Source organism: Allobosea sp. P4_E12, from assembly GCF_056401655.1.
Window position 1 is genome coordinate 121351 of sequence record NZ_JBFUIY010000013.1, and the last position, 22955, is coordinate 144305.

Here is a 22955-nt window from a genome sequence, read left to right on the forward strand (position 1 = left end):
TCGGACGCAAGATGGGCGATCTAGCCCATTGTTTAAGCGTCGGATTTTCCGAAAACCGGATTCCACTTTTCGGTCCGATGCTCCAGGTCGCATCGAGCATGCTCTGAACGACGTGACCTGAGCCTGGGAGACATGAGGCCGGGATTGCGGCATCAAGCCGGTCAATCGCCTGCCTGAACCCGATAGGGATGAGAGATCACCGGATGCCTGCGATACCATTGCCCTTCGTGGTGGCACTGTTGCTGACGATCCTGCTCATCCCGGTCTTCCTTCAGGACAGGACCCTCCTCAAACCGGTCACTCTCTTCATCGGCACCTGCATTCTGCTGGTGGTCACGGTCGGCTTGCGCTGGACGATCGATGCCCCCTGGGTCCGGTTCCTGCAGCCCGTCATGGCGGCATTGCTGCCGCCCATCGCCTGGCTCTGCTTTGCAAGGCTGCGGCAGCCTCCCGCACTGCGATCCTGGCCGCATGTTCTGGCCCCGGTCGCGATCCTCATCCTGTCCTGCCTGTGGCAGCGCTGGCAGGCGCCGATCGACCTCATTCTCGCCCTGCTCTTTTTCGGCTATGGCGCGGCCCTGGTTCGCCACGGCCATGCCGGGCCCGATCAGTTCGAGAGCGTGCGTCTCTCCGATGCCCAGGGCGCGCGCAGGGCGGTTTCCGTCATAGGCCTGCTGCTGATCTGCTCAGGGATCATCGATCTTCTGATCGCCGCGGATTTCGGGTCCCATCAGGGCAGCCACGCGGCCGTGATCGTGGCAGTCGGCAACCTCCTCCTCCTTCCCGTCATCGCCTATGCAATCGCGGTGATCGGCCGCAGCGTCCCGGACGACGAGCCCCTCGATCGATCCGGCCCGGCCCGCACCGAGGAGCCCGAGCATCGGCCGAACGAGGCGGCGTCGGCCTCCGCGACGGAGGAGGACGTCGGGATCATGGCGATGGTCGAGACCGCGATGCGCCAGAAGACGATCTATCGCGATCCGGACCTGACCCTGAACCGCCTTGCGCGCCGCCTCGGGCTGCCTTCAAGATCCGTGTCGAACGCGATCAACCGCACGCTTGGCCGCAATTTGCCGCAACTCGTCAATGAATATCGGGTTCGCGAAGCCATGCGCTTGCTCGGAGAAACCGACCTGCCGGTCACGGAGGTGATGTTCGAATGCGGTTTCCAGACGAAATCGAATTTCAATCGGGAATTCGCGCGCGTGACCGGCACGACCCCGAGCGAGTATCGCCGCGCGGGCGGTGCGCCTGCCGGCGAGACCAGCGGTTCTACGGCCTGACCGGAATGGACCTGGCGAGAAAGCCGATCACGAGAAAGGCGATCTCGCGGTGGATCTCGTCGCGGCCGCGCGGTCCGTCATCCCTGCAGATGATGCCGCTGCCGGGCTCGACCTTTTCGATGAGGGCGACGGCATCCGGCTTGCAGAGCCCGACAAAGGCGAAATGCGTCGCGTCCGGAATGGTGACCGAGGTCGCGGACGGCTTCGGCAGATGCTCCGCGAGATAGCCGGATTCAAACTTCGCGGGTAACCCGTCGATATCGATCCCCGCGCCGATCACAAGCGCCGGCATGTCGAGGCTCGCCAGGCTTTCGGGCGTAAAGCCTCTTGCAAGGCCGAGGTCGAGGGACACGAACGCCTTGAGGCGCGGGTCGGCCAGGTTGCCTTCGAGTTCGCGCTTGTCCAGGCCGAGCTCACCCCTGAGGACACAGACACGCGGGCTGGTATTGGCCTTGCAATCGGTCTCGAAGCGTTTCGTGTCGAAGCGTGCGCCGGCCAGTTCCGCAACCGTCCAGCCTCCCAGGGAGTGGCCGATCGCAGCGACCCGGCTGATATCGACCTTGCCCGCGAGCGTCGGATCGCGCTCCACGGCGTCGATGACCCGGCTCAGATCACGCGGGCGCTCCCACAGCATCGCCGCCTGCGCGGGCGGCATGTCGAATGTCGTCGTGCCCGGATGGTCCGGAGCCGCGACGATGTTGCCGCGTGCGGCCAGTTCCACAGCGAGCCAGGAGAGATTGCGCCAGCTCCCGCCATAGCCATGCGACAGGACGACAAGCGGCAGATGACCCGAGAGCGGCGCGGCGCCGCGAATGACGGGAACCCCATGGAAGGCGGGATTGTCTCCGACGATCTCGGTCCTGCCCTCCTGTTTCGTCGGATACCAGAGGCTGACCTGAAGCGGCCGCTTGCCCGCCATGTCGAGCGTCGTCTGCTGAAACCCAATGGCGTCGGAGGAATGGGCCAAGACCGTGGTCAGCAGCCATAATCCGGCCGCCAAGGATGGTCGTTGGAACAGTGATCGTTGAAACATGGCAGTCTCCGATGGAATGAGCGGCCGACATGTTTCAAAATCCGCTGCCCCGAGACCTCGAACGCGATCGAGAACGCCGCTTTCCGCCAGGTTCCGCCTTCGCCCCGCCCCTCGCCCGTGCGGGCAGCCACGCGGAACCCGGGAGCGCTCGCGGATGCCTCCGGCATGGAAGGGTCCAACAGGTATAAGATTTAGGCATCAAGCTATTTCCCCAGCCTGATTGTCGCGAACCGACCCGCCGTTATCGTGCCTCGGAGCAGGCTCGGCCTGCAGGGATGACCGGGGCCGCGCTGCAGACGGCCGCAGAGCGTGGCGCAGCCTCAGCCAATGACAGGGGATTTACCGATGAGCTTTCCTTCCCGGCGCCTGGCGCTCGGTGTCGCCGCCCTCGGACTGGCTGCGTTGAGCGGCTGGACCGCGCAGGCCCAGCAGCCGGATCTCAAGACTCTCTCGGGCAAGACCATCACCATCGGCATCCATAACCGCTCACCCTGGGGCTATCGTGACAAGGACGGCAATGTCGTCGGCTATCACCCCGACCTCGTGCGCGCCGCGCTTGCCCCGCTCGGCGTCAAGGCGATCGAGTTCACCGTTGCCGATTTCGGCGCGCTGATCCCCGGCCTGCTAGCCAGCCGCTTCGACATCATCGCGTCGGGCGTCGCGATCACCCCGGCGCGCTGCCAGCAGGTGCTGTTCAGCGAGCCCGACCTCTCGGCCGGCGACGGCCTGCTCGTGCTCAAGGGCAACCCGCTCAAGCTGCACAGCTACGAGGACATCGTGAAGAACCCGAACGTCAAGCTCGGCGGCGGGCGCGGCACGGAGAATGCGAAGAACGCGTTGGCCGCCGGCGTCCCCGAAGACCGGCTGCTGCTCTTTCCGAACAACGAGGCCGTGGTCAGCGCCATGCTGGCCGGGCGCGTCGATGCCGCGACACTGTCGGCGCCGAGCGTCGCCGGGCTGATGGAAGCCGGCGGCATGAACGCGATCGAGCGCGCCCTGCCCTTCAAGGGTTATGTCAAGCCGGGCGGGCAGGAATACATGATGGCGACCGCCGTCGTCTTCGCGCCGAAGGACAAGGAACTGCAGGCGCTCTACAACGCCAGGCTCGCGACGCTGAAGACCGACGGCACCATGAAGACGATCATGGCGAAATACGGCTTCACCGATGCCGAGATGCCGCCGGAGGCCTCGACCGCCGATCTCTGCGCGGCAAAGCCGTGAGCACCGGCCCAAAAACGCCAGGCCGATCATGAGCTTCGCCGACGTCCTTGCCGGGATCTATCAGGGCTTTGGCGTCACCGCCTCGGTGACGCTGCTCGGCATGGCCTATGCCGTGCCCTTTGCCTTCATAGCCGGCGTGCTGCAGTTCAGCACGCGCGGCTGGCCCCATGCCGCGATCACCGCGGTGATCGAGTTCTGGCGCTCGTCGCCGGTGATCATTCTGCTCTACGCGTTCTACTACACGCTGCCGGGCTTCGGCATCCGGCTTTCCGGCCTCGCGGTCGGGGGGCTGGTGCTCGGCCTCAATATCGGCGGCTATGGCAGCCAGGCGGTGCGCGCCGCCCTGCAGTCGCTCGACCGCGGCCAGGCCGAGGCCGGACGCTCGCTCGGCTTCCGGCGCTGGCAGATCCTGCTCTTGATCGAGCTGCCGCAGGCGCTGCTGGCGATGATGCCGACCTTCGTCAACCAGTTCATCCAGCTGGTGAAGAGCACGGCGCTGGTCTCGCTGATCACGCTCAGCGACATGACCTTTCGGGCCAAGGAAATCTCGCAGCTCCATTACGACCCGGTGAAGGTCTATACCGGCCTTCTCGTCGCCTATTTCGTGCTCTGCTATCCCGCGACGATCGTCGGGCGCTGGCTCGAGCGCAAGGTCGGCGCCGGGCGGAAATTCGCCCATGACGTTTGATCCCGCCTTCGCCCTCTCGATCGTGCCGCCGATCGCGCGTGCGCTGACCACCACGCTCGCTGTCACGCTGCTGAGCTGCGTATTTGCGGCCCTGCTCGGCTTCGGGCTGGAAATCACCAGGCGCTCCAGCAAGCCCATGCGCTACGCGATGCGCTTCGTCATCGACTTCATCCGCTCCACGCCGGTGCTGGTGCAGCTCTACTTTCTCTACTATGTGCTGCCGGTCTACGGCATCAAGCTGCCCGCCCTCGTCGTCGGCGTCGCCGCGCTCAGCCTGTATTACTGTGGCTATCTCGCCGAGGTGTTCAAGGCCGGGATCGACGGGATTCCCAAGGGGCAGTTCGAGGCCGCCAAGGCGCTCGGGCTCAACCGGTTGAAGACCGTGCTGCTGGTGATCGCGCCCCAGATGCTGCGCAACATCGCCGCGCCGATGGGCAACTACTTCATCTCGATCTTCAAATCGACGCCCTATCTCGCGGTCATCGCCGTGCCGGAATCCTTCGGTTCGGCCCTCGACATCGCCTCCGACACCTTCCGCTACGGCGAACCGATGGCTGTCGTCGGCGCGCTCTTCCTCGCTATCGCCGTCACGCTCTCCTTCCTCATCCGCAAATTCGAGGCGCGTCTCGCGCTCTCGGCCCAGCGCTGAGTTCCGTCCAGGCCAAGAATCCTGCCCGAGCGTTGAAGCCTGCCCGGGTGTTGAATCCCGCCCGGGCGCCGCGTTCTGCCCGGGCATCGCCGCAACCCGCATCATCCGAGACCGATCATGGACCAGGCCTTTCTCGACCAGCTCACGCAATGGCGCCGCCAGCTGCATGCGCAGCCTGAGCTCTCCGAGCACGAGCATGCCACCTCCCGCTTCGTGCAGGAGAAACTCGCCGAACTGGGCATTCCCTTCGTCGCGGGCGTCGGCGGCACCGGTGTCGTCGCGACGTTGTCCCGGTCGGGCTCGAACCGGACCGTCGGCTTACGCGCCGATATGGATGCGCTGCCGATCCAGGAGCTGAGCACGGCGCCCTACGCCTCGCAGACGCAGGGAGCGATGCATGCCTGCGGCCATGACGGACATACGGTCGCCCTGCTCGGCACGGCCGCTATGCTCGCCGCCGACGAGAGCTGGAAGGGGCAGGTCCAGTTCATCTTCCAGCCGGCCGAGGAAAACGGCGTCGGCGCCAAGGCGATGATCCAGGACGGGCTGTTCGAGCGCTTTCCGATGGAGCGTGTCTTCTCCTTCCATAACTGGCCGGGGCTTGAGGCCGGCACCATCGCGGTGCATGACGGGCCGGTCATGGCGGCGGGCGGGCGCTGGAGCGTCACCCTGCACGGGCTTGCCGGTCATGCCGCGATCCCGCACCAGACCCGCGACCCGATCGTCGCCGCCGGGCACCTGATCGTCGCGCTCCAGACCATCGTCGCGCGCAATGTCGACCCGGTCGACGCGGTCGTGCTCTCGATCGGCCAGATCAGCGGCGGCGTCGTCAGCAACCAGATCCCGGAAAGCGTGACGCTGCTCGGCACCTTGCGGACCTACCGGCCCGAGGTGCGCGAGGCGGTGATCAAGCGGATGGAGAGCATCATCGCCGGCATCTGCGAGGCCTATGGCATGCAGGCCGATGTCGAGATCCTGTCGACCGGCAGGCCGATCATCAACACTCCGGCGGAAGCCGCGCTCTCGGTGCAGGCGGGACAGGCGATCGGGGCGCCGGTCCGGCGCGACGTGCGGCCGAGCACCACCGGCGACGATTTCTCCTTCCTGATCAAGGAGCGGCCGGGCGCCTATGTCTGGATCGGCAACGGCCCGGCCGCTCCGGAGGGCGAGCTCCACAATGCCCGCTACGATTTCAACGACGCCATCCTGCCGGTCTGCGTCGGCTGGATGAGCGAGGTCGCCAGGCGCGCGCTCGCGGATGCCGCGTAAGCCATAAGGGCCAGGCATCGTCTCATGCCCGCAGCCTGATTGTCTCGCTTTGCCAGCCGCTTACACCTTGTCCCTCGAAAGGGATCAGCCATGCACGACCTTACCCGCTGCGTTCACCACCCGGCCGTTAACGAGGAGGGCTATGCCAGCCTCGCCGTGCCGACGCATCGCGCCTCGACCATCGTCTACAAGGATGCCGCGAGCTTCGCGGCCCGCAAATATCGCGGCTTCGACGGCTATACCTACGGGCTGCACGGCACGCCGACGACGCGCACATTGGAGGCGCAGCTCACCGCCCTGCATGGCGGGGTCCGCACCGTGCTGGTGCCTTCGGGGCAGGCCGCGGTCACCATCGTCATGCTCTCGGTGCTGCTGCCCGGCGACAAGGTGCTGATCCCCGACCATGTCTACCCGCCGGTGCGCAGCTTCTGCGAGGAATACCTGAAGCCGCGCGGCATCGATTACGGCGTCTACGACCCGCTGATCGGCGCCGGCATCGCCGACCTGATCGACGACGCCACCAGGCTGGTCTGGGTCGAGTCGCCCGGCTCCGGCACGATGGAGGTCCAGGATGTTCCCGCCATCGTCAAGGCGGCCAAGGCCAAGGGCGTGCTCGTCGGCTGCGACAACACCTGGGCGACGCCCCTGCTCTTCAAGCCGCTGGCCCATGGCGCCGATTTCGCCTGCGAGGCGCTGACCAAATATGTCGGCGGCCATTCCGACCTGCTGCTCGGCTCCGTCACCGTCTCCGACATGGCGCTGCGCGAGAAGATGAAGGAGACGCTGCGCGCCTTCGGCGTCGGCGTCTCGCCGGATGAATGCCAGCTCGCGCTGCGCGGCATCGAGACCATGGGCCTGCGGCTCGCCCATATCGGCAAGATCTCGGAGGATTTCGCCCGGCGGCTGACGCATTCGCCGGCGGTCGAGACGGTGCTGCACCCGGCCCTGCCCTCTTGCCCCGGCCATGCCTTCTGGAAGCGCGACATGGGCCGTTCATCGGGCGTCTTCAGCGTCGTCCTCAAACCCGTTGCCGAGGCGGATCTCGAAGCGGCGCTGACCGCGCTCAAGATTTTCGCGATCGGCGCGTCCTGGGGCGGCACGCGCAGCCTGATCGCGCCGATGGCGGTCAAGGGTGACCGTACCGTCAGCCCCTGGACGGTGGAGGGCACGGTGCTGCGCATCAGCATCGGCATCGAGGATCCCGACGACCTCTGGAACGACCTCGACGCGCTGCTCGTCGCGCTCGAACGCGGGCCGGCCGCCAGGGTCGCCTGAGACAAAAGATCCGGACCGAAGACCGACGCGGCGGGAGCAGGCTTCCGCCGCCAGGGAGAACTTTGCCCAGAACCAGCCAGCACAAAGAACAGCAAGAACAAACAAACAGAGAGGGAAGCTTCAATGACACGCCCATTCATCCGGCTTGCGGCCGCCGCCCTGGTCGCGACCTGTACTGCGGCCTCCGCCCAGGCGGCGGACACGCTCAAGACCATTCGCGATCGCGGCAGGATCATCTGCGGCACGAGCAACGGCGTTCCCGGCTTCTCGACGCAGGATGCAGCCGGGCGCTGGCAGGGTTTCGATATCGACATCTGTCGCGCGCTCGCCGTGGCGGTCTTCGACGATTCCGAGAAGGCCGGCTTCGTGCCGTTGAGTTCGAAGGACCGCCTGATCGCGCTCCAGGCCGGCGAGATCGACGTCCTGCCGCGCACCACGACCTGGACGCTCGCGCGCAATTCCGGCCAGGGCGTCACCTTCACGGCTGTGAATTATTATGACGGCCAGGGCTTCCTGGTCCACAAGAGCCTGGGCGTGACCAGCGCGACCAAGCTTGACGGCGCCTCGATCCGCGTGGCGCAGGGCACGACCAGCGAGCTCAACCTCGCCGACTTCTTCCGGCGCACCGGGATGAAATACGAGGTCGCCGCCTTCGGCACCCCCGAAGAGGCGCTGAAGGCCTACGAATCCGGACGCTGCGACGCCTACACCACCGATGTCTCGGCGCTTTCGGCCAATCTCCTCAAGTTCCGCAATCCCGACGAGCATGCGGTGCTGCCGGAGATCATCTCGAAGGAGCCGCTCGGTCCCTGGGTGCGCAGCGGCGACGATGTCTGGTTCAACCTGGTGCGCTGGACGCTGTTTGCCCTGATCAACGCCGAAGAGCTCGGCGTCACCAAGGCCAATGCCAGGGAGCTTGCCGCGAACGCGACCAATCCCGAGATCCGGCGCTTCCTCGGCCGCGACGGCAAATATGGCGAGGCGCTCGGCGTCAGCAACGACTGGGTGGTGCGCGTCGTCTCGGCCGTCGGCAATTACGGCGAGAGTTTCGAGCGCCATCTCGGCCTGAACTCGCCGATGAAGCTGCAGCGCGGGCCCAATGCGCTCTGGACCAAGGGCGGCCTGCAATACAGCCCGCCCTTCCGCTGAGCGCAGGCGTCACGCCACCCTCGGCGGCGTGACGATGAGCCGATCACACGGCGCAAAGAGCGAGCCGCCTCGGGCCTGCGCCGGCAGACGAGGCGGTCCTGCCGCTTGCGCGCCTGCCCCTCTGCGACAGCGCGGAATCGGGTTCAGCGCGGCAACTGCTCGGCCAGCTCGTCGAGATTTGTGACGCGGCGGACAAACCAATGCCGGACGGTCTCCCTGCTGGTCGACAGTTCGATCCCGTCCGGATCGAGGCCGCTGACGCGCCACTGGCCGGGGCCGTTTCCCGCAAGCGCAACGAGAGCAGCGAGGTCGGCCGCCGAGCTGTTCAGGCGATCGATCTCGTCTGCGGCGCGCGACATCAATGCTTCCGCCCCGGAAAGCTCCGTCTTCAAGGCGGCTGCCGTCACTTCATTGGCGTTCTGGGCCGGGCCGCCATTGATCTGCAGGGCCTCGACCTCGACGCGATAGAGGCAGGCATCGGGCAAATCGAGATAGAGCTTCGATTTGGGGTAGCGACGAGCATATCGTTCCTTCGCGTCAGTCTCCTCGGCAGCCGGCATCAGATGCGCGCGGCCGACCAGCGTCAGGCGTGGGCGCGTGAGCGCATCCGGAGCGCCGGCTTCGGCGAGCCCGAGCGAGACACGGTTGTCGGCTTCGATATTCCGAGCGTGAACGGCGAGCCTCGCGACGAAGAAGAACGGAGTGCCGTCCGGCTCGACCGCCAGGTTGGTCGCCATCGTATAGGGATAGCCGCTTTGCGGATCGAGCGTTGCCAGGGCGACGAGCCGCGCCGTTCTCAGCAGGCTCCGGGCTTCCTGCATGGCCTCGAAGGGGCGGGCAGCAGCCAGGTTGAGTTCGATGCCACGGGGCGTGATCGGGGTCGTCGGCTGCAGCTGCATGGTGCGTCTCGCGTGGGTTGAGCGGGCCGAGACCTACATCCCTGCCGCGCTCGACCGATAGCTCCGATGGCGCGAGCCGGCCCTGCTTCAAGGCACCTTGCCTACGGGCCATGGCGCCGTAAGGTCGATTCAACCCCGGCAGATGTGATGCGCCGCTCCGTTGGAACAGGCCCTCATCGGGCGGCCATCGGCGCCCTTCCTCGACCCCGCCCCCGAATAGCTGGCGCATGGGCCTGGCCGCCCCCCCGATCGCGCCGCATGTGACGACCGGCCGACCGGGAGAGATCGACATTCAGCTGGCGGGCCATGAAGCTGCCATGCTGGCCGCCGGTGCCGGCAACCGGTATTCCCGGCGCTTCGGATATCCGCCGCCGCACAAGCCAAGGGAAACAGGCAATGGTCAGCATTCTCGGGGTTTCAGGGAGCCTGCGACGCGGCTCGTACAACAGCGCCTTGCTGCGGGCGGCCCGGGCGTCGATGCCTGACGGGGCGGAGCTGGTCGAGGGCACCATTGCCGGTATCCCGCTCTACAACGCCGATGACGAGGCCGAGACCGGCATTCCGCCCGCCGTTCAGGTCCTGAAGCGGCAACTCGCCCAGGCTGACGGGCTGATCCTGTTCACGCCGGAATACAACAACTCGATCCCCGGCGTGCTGAAGAACGCGATCGACTGGCTATCGCGCCCGGCGAGCGATATCGGCCCGCTCTTTGGTGGCCGCCCCGTCGCGTTTCTGGGAGCCTCGATGGGTGGTTTCGGCACCGTGCTCGCGCAGGAGGCCTGGCTGCCGGTGCTGCGGACGCTCGGCACCCGTCCCTGGTTCGAGGGGCGCATGCTGGTCTCGCGCGCGCAGAATCTGTTCGATGAAGCGGGTGAACTGAGCGACCCCGCCACCCGGGATCGCTTGCGCGGATTTCTGGCCGGCTTTTCTACCTTCGTGGCGTCACAGGCTGGCTGAACGCCCCCGGCGGCGGCGGCCCCCGCGCGGGACCGTCACGCATCCCGAGCCTACAGGCAATCCAGCCGGGTGATAATCACCCCTGTCCTGGCGATCTCGAAACTGCGCCCGTCGACATAGTTCACCAGGGCGCCGGTATCGAGCGTATAGGAGGTGCTGCTCAGGCCCGGGTAAAGACGCCAGACAATCACGGTGTAGCGGTTGCCGTCCCCGTCCTCGCAGGGCTCGCGATAGAGTTCGGTCGGCATGGCCGCGATCGAGCGCGGGCGTGCCGGCAGGATCGCCTTGCGACCGAAAGACCAGCTGGGCCGCCATCTCGGATGATACGCTTTCGGCAGAACACCCATCTTCGACACCGCAACGCAACGATCTGGATCAACGCAACGACCTGGATTCAACGCAACGACCTGGATTCAACGATTGAGCGGCCCGCATGTTCCCTGCCCTTTCGGCCCTCTCGCTGCCCCTGCACTTCCCGGGAGCCAATCCGGGTGGTTGCCTGTGAAGCGCCTGTGCAGCATCGCCGGCGAAGCGGGAATGGCGCCCCGCGCTCTCGGACGAGCCGCGCCCCGTGCTGTTCCGGCAGGCAATTTCGAAGGGTTGCCAGGAAGGGATCGATGGCTGCACACTGCCCTCGTTCTGGGGATGCAGCCACGCCGGAGGCCTCGCCTATGCACGAGATTCCTGTCCTGCTCGCCATCCGGACCGATCGCGAGTTCCGCTTGATCTGCGAGCGGATCGGCCAGCTTGAAAGCAAGCCACCAAGCCCGATCAGAACGATAGAATTGCGCAGGCTCAAGGCAGCCGTGCTGCGCTATGGGCCGCCTGCCTCGCAGCCGCACTGACGGGCGGGCGCGTCCGGCGCTTCAGACCCGCCTGGCTGCGGCCTTGGGCTTGATGAAGACCGAGGTCACGGCGGGTTCGGTCGCCCGGATTTGTCTTTCGATCCGTTCGACGCTCGCCTCGATCCCGCTCGTGGTCAGATCATCCTCGAACTCGAGGCTCAGCGCGACGACGATCTCGTTGGGACCGAGATGGACCGTCGTCATGCCATTGACCGTCCTGACCTCTTCGTCGGCACGGACGATCTCCAGGATGGCGCGCTGAACCTCCGGAATGGCGGCCTCGCCGAGCAGGAGTGCCTTGCTTTCACGGGCGAGAAAGATGGCGGTGGTTCCCAGAACGGCGGCGATGCCGAGCGAGGCGACCCCATCCAGGATCGGCTGATCGAACCATGCGGCCGCCGTGATGCCGACGAATGCGATGGCAAGGCCGATCAAGGCCGCGGAATCCTCGAAGAGAACGGAGAAGACGGTCGGATCCTTGCTCTGACGGACAGCGTCGAGGTAGCCGAGCCTGCCTTTGGTCTTGCGGAATTCCTTGAGTGCGACGCGCCAGGAATAGCCCTCGAAGACGAGCGACAGCCCGAGCACGACGTAGTTCACCAGGAGATTTGTCGCGTGGTGGGGCTCGAGGATGTGAAGAACACCCTCGTAGAAGGACACGCCGGCCCCGACGGCAAAGACCATCAGGGCGACGATGAAGCTCCAGAAATAGAGTTCGCGACCGTGGCCGAGCTGATGCAAGGCGTCAGGCGGGCGCGCCGCGCGCCTCAGGCCATAGAGCAGGAGCAGGCCATTGCCGGTGTCGACCAGGGAATGGATGCCCTCGGACAGCATCGCCGAGCTGCCGGTATAGGCGGCCGCCCCGAACTTCGTCACCGCGATCAGCAGATTTCCAGCGAGGGCGGCGTAGATCACCCTGTGCGAGCCGGTATGTGCTGCCATGCCGGTGATCCCCGCCTGGTCCGGCCAGAGCCGCGAAGGGCTCGCCCGGTGCCGCCCTAATGGGTCAACGTGCTCACTTCTTCCTGGGTCAGCGGCTCGCCATCGGCGGTGATCTGTTCCACCCGTCCTTCGAACAGGTCCTCTGCGACGGCCTCCAGGGCGTGTTCGATCGATGGATAATCCATCCAGTAGACAGTCTCGGCTTCGCCGGCATGTTTGTCACGCGCGCGGAGCAGCACGCCGATCTCGACGCCGGCGTATTTTGCGATCACGTCGACGGGTCTCATGGGGCTCGCTCCTCCGTTGCGTGTCGAAACGGAACTGCCGGGGTGAGGCGCTGGTTCCGTATCGCCCGGGAGCGGACGCCAGGCCGGTCCATGAGCCACGCCGCACTGGGACCTGCTCGCAGGGGCGCAGTGCCGATGCCGCCGCCCACCCTTCCCTTCCATACTCCCGCCATGTTTTGGGGGCGCAGTCCGTCCTGCGATGACGCCCGATCGGCGAATGTCATGCTCCGTCCCGTGCCTCTGATCAGCCAACGATTTGCCAACGCGCTGGAGAGATCGCCATGCGTGCTGATGGCTCCAGCGGTGGTTCCGGCCGCGGACTTCCGAGCCCCCGAAATGGGCATTCCCGGCGGCGTGGTGCCGGATAGACAGCTTCATCAGCACGACCAGGGCAGGCCGAGGAGGATGCGCGATGCATGATCTCACCATAAACGGCCACTCCCTCGCGGTTGATGCCCCCGACGACATGCCGCTGCTCTGGGTGATCCGGGATATTCTCGGCATGACCGGAACCAAATTCGGGTGCGGCATCGCCCAATGTGGCGCCTGTACCGTTCATATCGACGGCGAGCCGACCCGCTCCTGCATCACGGCGATCAGCGATGCCGCGGGCAAGTCCGTTACGACGATCGAGGCGATCAGTGAGACGCCAGCCGGCAAGGCGATCCAGGCGGCCTGGTTGAACCTGGAAGTCGTGCAATGCGGCTACTGCCAATCCGGGCAGATCATGTCGGCGAGCGCGCTGCTTGCCGGCAATCCAAAGCCCACGGACGCCGATATCGACGCCGCCATGTCCGGCAATATCTGTCGCTGCGGCACCTATTTGCGCATTCGCGAAGCCATCAAACAGGCCGCGGCCATCGCTGGCGCGCGGTGAGGGCCAGAGCCATGGCACATGCAGAGAATCTCGGGGATCACGTCGTTTCGCGTCGGGCATTCCTCCATGCCAGCGCTGCCGTCGGCGGCGGATTGATGATCGGTGGGCCCTTGCAGGTGGGTGCCCAGCCAGCCGATCCCGCGCAAGCGAAACCCTTTGCGCCCGGGGCCTTCATCCGCATCGACCGCATGGGAAAGGTGACCGTCATCTCCCCGATGATCGAGATGGGTCAGGGCACCTACACCTCGCTGCCGATGCTGGTCGCCGAGGAGCTCGACGTCGACATGAGCAATGTCGCGGTCGAGCCCGCCCCAGCGAATGCAAAGCTCTACGGCAATCCCCTGATCTCTGGCGTGCAGATGACGGGCGGCTCGACCTCGATCCGCGCATTCTATCTGCCGCTGCGCCAGGCCGGTGCGGCCGCGCGAAAGATGCTGATTGCCGCAGCCGCGACCAGGCTGAACGTGGATGCAGGCAGTCTGACGACGCAGCCGGGCTATGTCGTCCACGCCGCGAGCAGCCGCCGGATCGGCTATGGCGAGCTCGTGGACGCCGCGGCCAAGCTTACTGTCCCGAGCGATGTCACGCTCAAAGATCCCGGCAGCTTCCGGATCATCGGCACGCCGGCCAAGCGGCTCGATGCCTCGGCCAAGGTCAACGGCACGGCGATCTACGGCATCGACGTCAGGTTGCCCGGCATGAAGGTCGCCACCGTCTCCGCCTCTCCGGTGTTCGGCGGCACGGTCGCATCCTTCGATGAGGCGGCGGCGCTGAAGGTTCCGGGCGTCCATCAGGTCGCGAAACTCGGCAACGCCATCGCCGTCATCGCCGATCACTATTGGGCGGCGAAGCAGGGCCTGGAGGCCTGCGCCGTCAGGTTCGACGATGGACCGCATGCGGCCACCTCGATGGCCGACATCGTGACCGCCCTCGCAACGGCTTCGGAAAGCCCCGGCGCCGTTGCCACAAGCGAAGGTGACGTGACTGCCGCCCTCGCCAAGGCGGCGACCAGGGTTGCGGCGATCTACGAAGCACCGTTCCTGGCCCACGCCACGATGGAGCCGATCAACTGTACCGCCGAGGTCACGAGCGACGGCTGCGATATCTGGGTCGGCTCGCAGGTTCCCGATATCGCGCAGCTCGTCGTCTCGAAACATCTCGGACTGAAGCCGGAGCAGGTGCGAATTCACAACCACCTGCTCGGCGGCGGCTTCGGGCGCCGGCTCGAAGTCGATTTCATCGCCCAGGCGGCGCTCATCGCCAAGCAATCCAAGGGCCCGGTCAAGGTTGTCTGGAGCCGGGAAGAGGACATCCAGCACGACATGTACCGGCCCTATTACTACGACCGGATCAGTGCCGGGCTCGATGCCCAGGGCATGCCGGTCGCCTGGAGCCACCGCATCGCCGGCTCGTCGATCATGGCCCGCTACTTCCCGTCGGCCGTCAAGGACGGCGTCGATCCCGACGCGGTGGAAGGCGCAGCCGAAATCCCCTACGCAATCGCGAACATGCATGTCGATTATGTCCGGGTCGAACCCCCGGGAATTCCGACCGCATTCTGGCGCGGCGTCGGTCCGACCCATAATGTCTATGTGGTCGAGAGCTTCATCGACGAACTCGCCGCGGCCGCGAAGAAGGATCCGCTCGACTATCGACGCGCCCTTCTGGCTGGGAATCCGCGTGCACTCCACGTACTGGAACGCGCCGCGCAGAAGGCAGGATGGGCCACACCGCTGGGGCCACGCCAGGGGCGCGGCATCGCCTTGTCGCAATCCTTCGGCAGCTATCTCGCCGAGGTCGCCGAGGTGACGGTCTCGAAGAGCGGCGATGTCCATGTCGATCGCGTCGTCGCGGTCGTCGATTGCGGGGTCGCCGTCAATCCCAACACCATCGCGGCGCAGATCGAGAGCGGCGTCGTCTTCGGCATCACCGCGGCCTTGTACGGCGAGATCACCCTCAAGGATGGCAGGGTGGAGCAGACCAATTTCGACAGCTACCAGATGCTCCGCATCGATGCGGCCCCGACGATCGAGGTCGAGATCGTGGCGAGCAGCGAGGCGCCCGGCGGGCTTGGCGAGCCCGGCACGTCGGCGCTCGCGCCCGCCGTGCTGAATGCAGTCCATGCGGCAACCGGCATCCGGCTCCGCAAGCTGCCGATCAAGCCCGAGATGCTGACGGCTGGGTGATCGCCAGCAGGTCCCGGCCCGATGCCCCACTGGTCGGCCGGGCCGTCGCCACGACAGCAGGGGCTGGCTGCCAACAGTCTCTCGAAAGTCACATCCCGCACGGCCTGAGTGCGCGGCGCGCAAGATTAACGGTCGTGTAACGCCGGATTAACGCCGGTAAATACGCCGCCTCGACTAGAGTTTCTCCCAAAGCGCCTCGTTCCCAGCGATGGGCCAACGGGGAACCGCGGGGGGACATATGACTATCTCAAATCGACCCAGCGCAGCGCAGATCGTCCCGTCCCCATTCTCACAGGCTTCGGCACATGGCGGCGTGATCGGCCGCCCTGTCGCGGGACGCCCCTGGCCGGCGCCGCTGCCCAGGCCCGAGACCCATTCGCAGACATGCGCCTCGCGCAGCATTGCCTGGCCGTTCCCCCCGGGCATGGAGTGTTTCGCCGCCTGGAAGACGGCGCTGTCGCGCCTGGTCGACTGTGCCATACCGGCTGATGCAGACCCGGCCCAGTTCGATTTTCACGGCCGCTCCTGGCAGCTCCCCGAGGCCTTCGTGCAGATCAATGGCGGATCGGCGATGTCCATGTCCCGGAGCCAGCGCGTCATCGACGACCGGCCGATTTCCCAGATGTCGCTCTATGTGCTGACACGCGGAAGCGCAGTCGCCGATTATGACGGTCGCAAGCGCAGCCATGGTCCAGGCGATGTCGTCGCCGTCGACTATTCGCTGCCCTATGAATCCCGTACGCCCGGCTATGAGGGGATCACGCTCACCTTCGACAGAGCGAGCGCGCCGGCCGGGCTTCAGGGCGATGTGCATGGCATGGTGCTGACGGCCCAAAGCAGTGCAGGCAAGCTTCTCGGCACCCTGATCCGGGCCCTGGTGGAGCATATCGACGGGCTCAGCGTCGACCAGGCGCAGTCGGCCGTCGACGGCATCCTGCGCTTTGCCGCAACCGCCCTTCCCTCCGGCGGGCCGAGAAAGGAACGCGAGGATGTCCCGCTCTTCGATCGCGCTCATCGGCTGGCCCGAGGCAGGCTGTCCGACCCGGATTTCGGCCCAGACGACCTGATGGCCGCGCTGGGCGTCTCGCGCTCGAAACTGTTCCGGTCGTTCGAGGCCCATGGCGGCGTGCGGCGCTGGCTGGTCGGGATCCGGCTGAGCGCCAGCCTGCAGGTGATGATCAGGTCTGCGGGAAGGCTGAAGATATCGGCGATCGCGCATCAGCACGGATTTCGCAGCGAGGCCCATTTCAGCCGTGCGTTCCGGAAGCGCTATGGCATGAGCCCAAGCGCGGCTCAGGCCTCGAGCCTGCACGCCCATGGCAATCTGGCATATCTGACCTGGGCGGAGCAGGATATCGCAGCCGGGGGGTCGACGGCCGAGGCCTGGCTCGCCTCCGCTCGCACCCGAGCGTGGGCGGGAGCAGGACGAGAGCGCTCATCGCGCGTCTGAACCGGCGATTCTGGGTCTGAACTCCCATCAGCGGCGCCCCCCCTGGCCTCCCGGCGTCGAACTGCCCTCAAGCTCTACAGGAGCGGGCGACGCCGCACCTTGCCCGCCGATCTCATCTTGATGACTGGACGTCCCAATGCGCGGCTCCTCCCGGTTCGGGGCCGTGACAGCGTGATCGATACCGCGGATCGAGCGTTGCGGATGAGATCTGAAACCTTCCGGCTGGCCCTGGAAATCGCGACGATCCGCCCGAAGACAATCAAAGCCGGCCTTCGGCAAGAAGGCCCAGGCAACAAGCACCGGGTGGGGCGCGACGATTTCATGCAGAGACCGCAAGACGGCGGAGCGCCGGTGGCGCATCCCGCGCCGACGCAGCCTTCCGCTCTGGGCCGGGCCCTTCGCAAGGCATGGGCGCTCGTGACGCTGGCGAAACGCCGCGCGCAGGAGGACGAAGCGTGGGATGGGCTGGAGGTCTTCGACATGCTCGGCGGCTGGCAAGGCACAGGCGCGAGGCGCCGTAATAACGAGCGACGTGCGAACGGGAAACAGCCGCAGCGCCAGACGTCATGAGCCCAGGTCGGGCTCGGGATTCCAGGTTTCCATCGCGGTGGCGAACCGAATGCGGATGCGGCCGCTGAACCGGCGGTTGGACAGAAACATGTGAGGATGCCGCGACGATCGGCTCGTCACGACGCTACGGGAATGACTAAGGCTTACTCTGTCACTTCAGGAGATTCGCCTTGTCTGCCCCTGCCCCTTCCTTCGCCTGGTCCCATCTCGCCGGGCGCGAAGTCTCGACCTCGTCGGAAGAGTGGCGGCACGAATGCGAGATCGCCTATCTGCTGGCGATGCCGACTGCGAAGCGCAACACCTTCCTCGATGGCGTTCCCGGCTCGACCGATCGCGAAGAGCGCGGCATCAAGGGCGTCCGCGGCGAGGCAGCGGTGGCCAAGCTTCGCGCCGAAATCATCCGCCTGTACGGTCTCAAGAACAAGACCTGAAGCATCGGCCCGAAAAGTGGATTGCGGTTTTCGGGAAAGCCGATGCAATCACAGATGGTGAGATCACGCCGCATTTGGACGAAATCGTCAAAATGCAGAAAACGGGATCGACTCCAATAGTTTAGCTTAGCAGGCTGTTGAAGAAGTCGTCCATGGGCGGGCGATGAAGGTGGAATCGTCACCGTTGTGGACGCGGATTTCGCCCTTGAGGGAGCCGTCCGTTTGAAGTTTGGCCCATCCGTCGCCCGAGACCTCGTCCATCTCATCATTGCCTTGCCAGGTGAAGTCGATGCCGTTGTCGGTCTCGCGGCAGTGCAACTGGCCGGTGACGCAGCCGAAGGCGAACTCGCCGCCTGTCTTGCCCTCGAAAAGGATGTAGGCCGGCTCCATCATGTCGAGGAAGTCGGTATCCCACACAGCCATCTCGACGATCCGCCACTTGCCCTTGATCATGCCGGGGCCGCCAGAAGCTTGGGCAGACGGATCAGGTTGTAGGCGGCCAGCGCCAGAGTGAACGCGGCATCGACCTTGGGGCGGCCGCGCACCTTCACCTTGGCCAGTCCCGCCGAGCTTTTGATCCAGCCGAACACCTCCTCGATCCGCTTGCGGCAGCGCTGGCTGATCTCATAGCCGGGGTGGCGCTGGACGCGTCGGTCGAGGGCGCTCCGGCGCCGCTTGCCGGTCTTGGTGACATGTTCATTGCTGGCGATATGCGGGGTGATCGATCGGGCTCTGAGATCGGCCACGAACTGCTTCACGTCATAGGCCTTGTCGGCGCCGAGTGTGATCCGCCGTGCGCGACCTGGCCTCGCATCCAGCAGGGCGAGCGCCGCTTCGCGTTCCGCCGTGCCGGTAGCCAAGGTCACTCCGCCGCCGACCGCAAGGCCGTGGCGGTTCTCCATCAAGGCGTGGCCGAGGTAACAGAGCCTGGCCGGTTGGCCATCGCTCTTGCGATAGAGCCTGGCCTCGGGGTCGGTGGTGCTCTGGTGAGTCTCGTTGGATCGCTTCTTGCCATGAAAGTCGCGCTCGGCGTTGCGCCCCGTCCTGGAGCCATCATCGCCGTCGCTGCCGTCCTTGCGCCGGAAGCTCTTGGTCGAGGCCCAGGCCTCGATCAGCGTGCCATCCACCGAGAAATGGTCGCTCGACAACAGCCGCTTGACCTTCGGCTGAGCCAGTACCGCGGACAGGAACTTGGCTGCGATCTCTCCGGCCAGCAGCCGGTCCCGGTTCTTCGAGAAGCTCGAATGGTCCCAAGCCGGGTCATCCACTCCAAGACCGACGAACCAACGGAACAACAGGTCGAACTCCAGCCGGTCCATCAGCTGACGCTCCGAGCGCAGCCCGTAGAACGCCTGCAGCAGCATCGCCCGCAACAGCTTCTCCGGCGCGATCGACGGCCGCCCCAGCCGCTGCGCATAGAGCGCGCTAAAATCCCCCGTCAACTCCGCCAAGGCTGCATTGGCGATCTCCCGGATCGGCCGCAACGGATGGCCCATTCCGACCCGTGCCTCCAGATCCACATAGGAAAACAGCGATCCAGAGCGCTCATCCGACCCGCGCATCAAATGCCCCCAGCCAACTCCTCAAGCCGAGTGAATCACGCCAAACGCCGMCCCGCTACAGACTTTTTCAACAGCCTGTTAGAGCATGCTCAGTGCGAAAGGCCGTTTCCGCTATCTCGCAGCATGCTCTCGCGGCGCCGCCCGTCGCCGCTCGTCTCAGCCGTCATTCGACGAGTTGAGATCCTCGGTCTTCAGTGTGTCATCGCCGACGAGGCCCGCGGCCTGCCGCAGCGCGTCGTTGACGCGGTCCTGCCAGCCCGGCCCGCCGCTCTGGAAATGGTCGAGGACATCGCGGTCGATCCGCAGCGTCACCATCTCCTTGGCGCCGGGAAGCGCCGGCCGCTTCGCGATCACCGGCGCCGCCTTCGGTGCGGCCGGCTTGAACAGGGCTTCCGCCTGGTCGCGGGCGCTGGTCGGCCGGCGCGGTCTGTCGATGCTCATGATGCGTCCCTGCTCTTGCTGCGGGCTTTCCTGACGACGTCAGGCTCGTTGGTCAATCGCTCGCGGCGTTCCGTCTTCTCTGCCGTGCTTGCGTCCATCTCGCTCATGGCGTGGTCCACCGCGCGTGCGGCCCGGGCCCGCACCGTGCTGGCGCTGACCTTGAGCGAGGCATGTGACGCTGTCGGGACAGTTATGGGCACAAAGCCCTTCCGCAGCCGCACGCCGGCCCCCTCGCCATTCTCGGCGATGAAGATGATGCCGGCTTCGGACAAGGCGGCCTGCATCTTCTCGACGCTGCTCATCCTTGCATCCTGGCCCGCCTCGAAACGGTTGACGGTATTGACGCCGACACCGGCCTTCTGCGCCAGTTCGGGCATGCTCCAGTTCAAGGCCGCACGGGCCATTCGGCATTGATATGATTTCATGTGGTGATATTATCACCATATACGATTATTATCAAGTTTGTTCGATAAGTGCACTCGCAACCGGGTCTCTGGTTGGAGGGGACACCGTCGAAAACCAGGGAGCGCCCCACAGGGCGCTCCCTTCTGCGTCAGTCCGGCTGTGTCCGAACCTGCCAGGCCATCGGACGTCCCGTGCCGGCATCGGCTGTCCCGAAAACCGGAAACCACTTTTCGGGCCGATGAACCTTTGCTGCCGGCATCGGCTGGCCCGAAAACCGGAAACCACTTTTCGGGCCGATGAACCTTTGCTGCCGGCATCGGCTGGCCCGAAAACCGGAAACCACTTTTCGGGCCGATGCCTTAGATAAACAGCGGATCGGTCGAGAACGGCGCGGGCGCCGGGCCGAACAGAAAATCATCCTGGTCGAGAAAAACCTCCTGCCCAAAGCTCTCGAAGAGCGTGATCTGCCCGCGCTCCGAGGTGATCGTCGTCTGGAAATCCTCGTTGACGATCGAGAGGTCGGCGAATTGCAGGCCGCTGCCGCGCAGGTCGAACAGGTCCGAGCCGTCCTGGAAGCCGGAGACCGTGTCGCCGAAGAAACTGCCCTCCGTGCTCCAGCGCCCGGTTCCGCTGTAGACGAAGAGGTCCTGTGCATTGTCGAGATCGAAGCCGAATTCGTCGCGGCCGGCCTCCATCTGGTCGTCGGCTGCACCGCTGATCAGCCGGTCGGAGCCACCTCCCCCGTTCATGCCCGAGCCGACCGCGCCGGCATGCAGTTCGTCATTGCCGGCATCGCCCTGCAGGCTGTTGTCGAAATTGCTGAAGGAGCTGTCGCTGCCGAAGAGGACGTCGTCGCCCTCGCCGCCCGAGGCGACGCCGCCGCCGTCACTGGTCGCGAGCGTCAACCGGTCGCTGCCCGCCTCACCGAACAGATTGTCGAAGCCGCCCGGGCCGCCATCGAGGATATCGTCGCCTTCGCCGCCATGGATCTCGTCGCTGCCGCCAAGCCCGGTGACCTGGTCATTGCCGCCAACGGCGAAGATCCGGTCATCGTCCGGCGTGCCAGTGATGACATCGTCGCCATTCGTGCCGGCGATGACGAAATCGGTATTGGTGAAATCGCCGGTCGTGAAGCTCTGCAGGCCGGCAAACTCGACCGTGAAATCATCGGCATCGAGCAGCCCGTCATCATTGGTGTCGGCCACCAGGAACGTATTGCCGGCACGCTGGATATAACCCAGCTGCGTCAGCTCATCGCCGCCGCCCGGCAGGGCCGCGCCGATCCGTGGATTGGCGTCGATCTGGCCGACCCAGGCGAAATCGCCGCCGGAGAGCTGAAGCACATCGCCATCGGCCAGTCCGGCACGCTGGAAATCGGCAACGAAATCGCGCACCGAGAAGCTCGAATCCGGCTGGAAGGCGCCGGCGTTGAAGTTGAACTGGTCGTTGCCGCCGCCGCCCTCGGCGCCTTCTTCGCCTTCCAGCTCGTCGGCGCCCGCGCCACCGCTCAACTGATCACTGCCTCGGCCACCGAACAATTCGTCGTCGCCGGCGTCGCCGAACATCGCATCGGCGCCGTCGCCGCCGAACATGTCGTCATCGCCGATGCCGCCCGAAAGCGTGTCGGCCCCATCATCGCCGTCGACATTGTCGTCGCCGGCACCGCCGGACACCGTATCGTTGCCGTCGCCACCGGCCAGCCCGCCGTCATCGCCGCCGCCGCCGTCGATCGTGTCGGCGCCATTGCCGCCCTGGATGAAATCATTGCCGTCCCCGCCAGTCAGCGTGTCAGCGCCGTTGCCACCTTCGATGGTATCGTCGCCGCCGCGGCCATTGATCGTGTCGTTGCCGCCAAGCCCCAGGATCGTGTCGTTCCCCTGGGTGCCGTTCAGCGTATCCGCGCCATTGCCGCCGGCGATCACGAAACGCGTGCTGCCGAAATCCGACTGGACGAGATTGAGCTGGCCGTTGAGGCGGATCGTGAGATCGCCCGCGTCATAGCTGCCATTGTCGTTGCTGTCGGCGAGCACAAAGGTGTTGCCGCCGTTGAACGCATAGGAGATGGCCGCCAGCCCATCGCCGCTGGTCCCGATCGCGCTGCCGAGCGTGGGCATGGCGTTGAGCTGCCCGCCGAAACTGAAACGCGTCGCGGGGCTGAAGGCGTCGAACTCCAGCGTGTCGCCAATGGCGTTTCCGGCGCCCTGGAAATCGGTGACGATATCGCTCAGGGCCGCGGTCGAGGTTCCGCCGAACGGGTCCCATTCGAACCGGTCATTGCCGCCGCCTCCGGTCAGCATGTCCGAGCCCGCGATCTCGAAATTGGAGTCGCCCACCAGCGTGTCATTTCCGGCGCCGCCCTGCAGCACGTCGGCACCGCCTCCGCCCGCCAGTTGATCGTCACCGCCGCCGCCTTCGAGCGTATCATTGCCGCCCAAGCCAAGGATGAAATCATTTCCCGCCAAACCGCGGATGAGGTCGGCGTCTTCCGTGCCGAAGAGGGTGTCGTCTCCCGTTGTGCCGTCGATAGTGGCCATGA

24 protein-coding genes are annotated in these 22955 nt (G+C 65.7%); 14 read left to right on the top strand and 10 right to left on the bottom strand.

From position 1 onward, the window contains the following. Positions 1 to 203 precede the first annotated feature (203 nt). Positions 204 to 1283: a helix-turn-helix domain-containing protein gene (locus tag AC1DW9_RS18190; RefSeq protein WP_476776908.1), complete on the top strand. Its 1080-nt coding sequence runs from the start codon at positions 204 to 206 to the stop codon at positions 1281 to 1283. Here the strand turns inward: AC1DW9_RS18190 and AC1DW9_RS18195 are convergent. Beyond that, positions 1273 to 2316 (bottom strand): alpha/beta hydrolase family protein, encoded by a 1044-nt coding sequence (locus AC1DW9_RS18195; protein WP_476776907.1) that lies wholly within the window; start codon positions 2314 to 2316, stop codon positions 1273 to 1275. The two genes, AC1DW9_RS18190 and AC1DW9_RS18195, sit on opposite strands and share 11 nt — an antisense overlap. Positions 2317 to 2661: 345 nt before the next feature. Between AC1DW9_RS18195 and ehuB the strand changes: the two genes are divergently transcribed. The 6 genes from ehuB to AC1DW9_RS18225 all read left to right on the top strand — a co-directional run bounded on the left by ehuB (position 2662) and on the right by AC1DW9_RS18225 (position 8567). Beyond that, a complete protein-coding gene (gene ehuB / locus AC1DW9_RS18200) occupies positions 2662 to 3537 on the top strand; it encodes an ectoine/hydroxyectoine ABC transporter substrate-binding protein EhuB (protein WP_476769932.1) in 876 nt (291 codons plus the stop codon). A 28-nt stretch (positions 3538 to 3565) separates the two neighbouring features. Further along, the gene (locus AC1DW9_RS18205; protein WP_069881362.1) at positions 3566 to 4225 is read left to right on the top strand and encodes an amino acid ABC transporter permease; all 660 of its coding nucleotides are present in this window, start codon (positions 3566 to 3568) and stop codon (positions 4223 to 4225) included. Further along, on the top strand, positions 4215 to 4874 hold the full coding sequence (ehuD, locus tag AC1DW9_RS18210; protein WP_476769931.1) for an ectoine/hydroxyectoine ABC transporter permease subunit EhuD: 660 nt from the start codon (positions 4215 to 4217) through the stop codon (positions 4872 to 4874). Before AC1DW9_RS18205 ends, ehuD begins: the two co-directional genes overlap by 11 nt. Before the next feature lie 117 nt (positions 4875 to 4991). Beyond that, positions 4992 to 6143 carry an amidohydrolase gene (locus AC1DW9_RS18215; RefSeq protein ID WP_476776906.1) on the top strand — a complete coding sequence of 384 codons (1152 nt, stop codon included), beginning with the start codon at positions 4992 to 4994 and terminating at the stop codon, positions 6141 to 6143. A gap of 90 nt (positions 6144 to 6233) precedes the next feature. Then, positions 6234 to 7418, top strand: a complete 1185-nt coding sequence (metC, locus tag AC1DW9_RS18220; protein ID WP_476776905.1) for a cystathionine beta-lyase — start codon at positions 6234 to 6236, stop codon at positions 7416 to 7418. Positions 7419 to 7541: 123 nt separating this feature from the next. After that, positions 7542 to 8567, top strand: coding sequence for an amino acid ABC transporter substrate-binding protein (locus tag AC1DW9_RS18225; protein ID WP_476776904.1), 1026 nt, complete (start codon positions 7542 to 7544; stop codon positions 8565 to 8567). Between the two features lie 143 nt (positions 8568 to 8710). Here the strand turns inward: AC1DW9_RS18225 and AC1DW9_RS18230 are convergent, their stop codons facing one another. After that, positions 8711 to 9466, bottom strand: coding sequence for a HugZ family pyridoxamine 5'-phosphate oxidase (locus AC1DW9_RS18230; RefSeq protein WP_476776903.1), 756 nt, complete (start codon positions 9464 to 9466; stop codon positions 8711 to 8713). 396 nt (positions 9467 to 9862) lie between these two features. Here AC1DW9_RS18230 and AC1DW9_RS18235 point away from each other — a divergent pair, with 396 nt between their 5' ends. Next, on the top strand, positions 9863 to 10423 hold the full coding sequence (locus tag AC1DW9_RS18235; protein ID WP_441492950.1) for an NADPH-dependent FMN reductase: 561 nt from the start codon (positions 9863 to 9865) through the stop codon (positions 10421 to 10423). 50 nt (positions 10424 to 10473) lie between these two features. On the opposite strand, the gene AC1DW9_RS18240 is transcribed toward AC1DW9_RS18235, so the two are convergent. Beyond that, the gene (locus AC1DW9_RS18240; RefSeq protein ID WP_441492949.1) at positions 10474 to 10671 is read right to left on the bottom strand and encodes a hypothetical protein; all 198 of its coding nucleotides are present in this window, start codon (positions 10669 to 10671) and stop codon (positions 10474 to 10476) included. 423 nt (positions 10672 to 11094) lie between these two features. Here AC1DW9_RS18240 and AC1DW9_RS18245 point away from each other — a divergent pair, with 423 nt between their 5' ends. Beyond that, positions 11095 to 11268, top strand: a complete 174-nt coding sequence (locus AC1DW9_RS18245; RefSeq protein WP_476776902.1) for a hypothetical protein — start codon at positions 11095 to 11097, stop codon at positions 11266 to 11268. A 21-nt stretch (positions 11269 to 11289) separates the two neighbouring features. Here AC1DW9_RS18245 and AC1DW9_RS18250 read toward each other — a convergent pair whose 3' ends face one another. Next, a complete protein-coding gene (locus AC1DW9_RS18250) occupies positions 11290 to 12210 on the bottom strand; it encodes a cation diffusion facilitator family transporter (RefSeq protein ID WP_476776901.1) in 921 nt (306 codons plus the stop codon). 56 nt (positions 12211 to 12266) lie between these two features. After that, on the bottom strand, positions 12267 to 12497 hold the full coding sequence (locus tag AC1DW9_RS18255) for a hypothetical protein (protein WP_476776900.1): 231 nt from the start codon (positions 12495 to 12497) through the stop codon (positions 12267 to 12269). Positions 12498 to 12909: 412 nt separating this feature from the next. On the opposite strand from AC1DW9_RS18255, the gene AC1DW9_RS18260 reads away from it, so the two are divergent. From AC1DW9_RS18260 to AC1DW9_RS18280, 5 genes are all read left to right on the top strand, one after another. Further along, the gene (locus AC1DW9_RS18260) at positions 12910 to 13374 is read left to right on the top strand and encodes a (2Fe-2S)-binding protein (protein ID WP_441506884.1); all 465 of its coding nucleotides are present in this window, start codon (positions 12910 to 12912) and stop codon (positions 13372 to 13374) included. A gap of 11 nt (positions 13375 to 13385) precedes the next feature. Continuing rightward, a complete protein-coding gene (locus AC1DW9_RS18265) occupies positions 13386 to 15560 on the top strand; it encodes a xanthine dehydrogenase family protein molybdopterin-binding subunit (protein WP_476776899.1) in 2175 nt (724 codons plus the stop codon). Positions 15561 to 15798: 238 nt separating this feature from the next. Beyond that, positions 15799 to 17010, top strand: a complete 1212-nt coding sequence (locus AC1DW9_RS18270; protein ID WP_476776898.1) for a helix-turn-helix domain-containing protein — start codon at positions 15799 to 15801, stop codon at positions 17008 to 17010. 171 nt (positions 17011 to 17181) lie between these two features. Then, a complete protein-coding gene (locus AC1DW9_RS18275) occupies positions 17182 to 17580 on the top strand; it encodes a hypothetical protein (RefSeq protein WP_476776897.1) in 399 nt (132 codons plus the stop codon). A gap of 170 nt (positions 17581 to 17750) precedes the next feature. Then, on the top strand, positions 17751 to 18011 hold the full coding sequence (locus tag AC1DW9_RS18280) for a DUF7696 family protein (protein WP_476776896.1): 261 nt from the start codon (positions 17751 to 17753) through the stop codon (positions 18009 to 18011). A gap of 126 nt (positions 18012 to 18137) precedes the next feature. Here the strand turns inward: AC1DW9_RS18280 and AC1DW9_RS18285 are convergent, their stop codons facing one another. From AC1DW9_RS18285 to AC1DW9_RS18305, 5 genes are all read right to left on the bottom strand, one after another. Beyond that, positions 18138 to 18464: a hypothetical protein gene (locus tag AC1DW9_RS18285; RefSeq protein WP_476855146.1), complete on the bottom strand. Its 327-nt coding sequence runs from the start codon at positions 18462 to 18464 to the stop codon at positions 18138 to 18140. Continuing rightward, a complete protein-coding gene (locus AC1DW9_RS18290) occupies positions 18461 to 19573 on the bottom strand; it encodes an IS5 family transposase (RefSeq protein ID WP_476855147.1) in 1113 nt (370 codons plus the stop codon). Before AC1DW9_RS18290 ends, AC1DW9_RS18285 begins: the two co-directional genes overlap by 4 nt. A gap of 156 nt (positions 19574 to 19729) precedes the next feature. Next, entirely contained in the window at positions 19730 to 20014 is a 285-nt protein-coding gene (locus AC1DW9_RS18295; protein WP_476777302.1) for a BrnA antitoxin family protein, read from the bottom strand. After that, positions 20011 to 20439 carry a helix-turn-helix domain-containing protein gene (locus AC1DW9_RS18300; RefSeq protein ID WP_476777301.1) on the bottom strand — a complete coding sequence of 143 codons (429 nt, stop codon included), beginning with the start codon at positions 20437 to 20439 and terminating at the stop codon, positions 20011 to 20013. The genes AC1DW9_RS18295 and AC1DW9_RS18300 overlap by 4 nt, the downstream gene beginning before the upstream one ends. 339 nt (positions 20440 to 20778) lie before the next feature. Then, the gene (locus tag AC1DW9_RS18305) at positions 20779 to 22953 is read right to left on the bottom strand and encodes a calcium-binding protein (protein ID WP_476777300.1); all 2175 of its coding nucleotides are present in this window, start codon (positions 22951 to 22953) and stop codon (positions 20779 to 20781) included. Positions 22954 to 22955: the final 2 nt, after the last annotated feature.